The sequence below is a fragment of the Pseudomonas sp. SIMBA_068 genome (genome assembly GCF_046534705.1).
GTDB classification, from domain to species: domain Bacteria; phylum Pseudomonadota; class Gammaproteobacteria; order Pseudomonadales; family Pseudomonadaceae; genus Aquipseudomonas; species Aquipseudomonas putida.
Genome location: NZ_JAWRYI010000035.1, coordinates 1 through 693, shown reverse-complemented (window position 1 = coordinate 693; position 693 = coordinate 1). Strand labels below are relative to the sequence as shown.

The following is a 693-nucleotide window of genomic DNA, read 5'->3' as shown; positions in this document are numbered from 1 at the left end:
CGCTTGCTGATTACGTGCAGCTTTCCCTTCAGGCGGGATTCATACAGCGGCCAGCCATCCGTCATCCATATCACCACGTCAAAGGGTGACAGCAGGCTCATAAGACGCCCCAGCGTCGCCATAGTGCGTTCACCGAATACGTGCGCAACAACCGTCTTCCGGAGACTGTCATACGCGTAAAAACAGCCAGCGCTGGCGCGATTTAGCCCCGACATAGCCCCACTGTTCGTCCATTTCCGCGCAGACGATGACGTCACTGCCCGGCTGTATGCGCGAGGTTACCGACTGCGGCCTGAGTTTTTTAAGTGACGTAAAATCGTGTTGAGGCCAACGCCCATAATGCGGGCTGTTGCCCGGCATCCAACGCCATTCATGGCCATATCAATGATTTTCTGGTGCGTACCGGGTTGAGAAGCGGTGTAAGTGAACTGCAGTTGCCATGTTTTACGGCAGTGAGAGCAGAGATAGCGCTGATGTCCGGCGGTGCTTTTGCCGTTACGCACCACCCCGTCAGTAGCTGAACAGGAGGGACAGCTGATAGAAACAGAAGCCACTGGAGCACCTCAAAAACACCATCATACACTAAATCAGTAAGTTGGCAGCATCACCCCGTTTTCAGTACGTTACGTTTCACTGTGAGAATGGAGATTGCCCATCCCGCCATCCTGGTCTAAGCCTGGAAAGGATCAATTT

General features: G+C 53.7%; 3 protein-coding genes. All 3 read right to left on the bottom strand.

The window, feature by feature from the left end; all coding sequences use genetic code 11:
* Window positions 1-215: IS1 family transposase (locus SB756_RS28010; protein ID WP_410912737.1), on the bottom strand; the 215-nt coding region annotated here is incomplete at its 3' end.
* Window positions 169-360: an IS1 family transposase gene (locus tag SB756_RS28005; RefSeq protein ID WP_410912735.1), complete on the bottom strand. Its 192-nt coding sequence runs from the start codon at window positions 358-360 to the stop codon at window positions 169-171. The genes SB756_RS28005 and SB756_RS28010, both read right to left, overlap by 47 nt.
* On the bottom strand, window positions 279-554 hold the full coding sequence (locus tag SB756_RS28000; RefSeq protein WP_000179213.1) for an IS1-like element transposase: 276 nt from the start codon (window positions 552-554) through the stop codon (window positions 279-281). Before SB756_RS28000 ends, SB756_RS28005 begins: the two co-directional genes overlap by 82 nt.
* Between the last annotated feature and the right edge of the window lie 139 nt (window positions 555-693).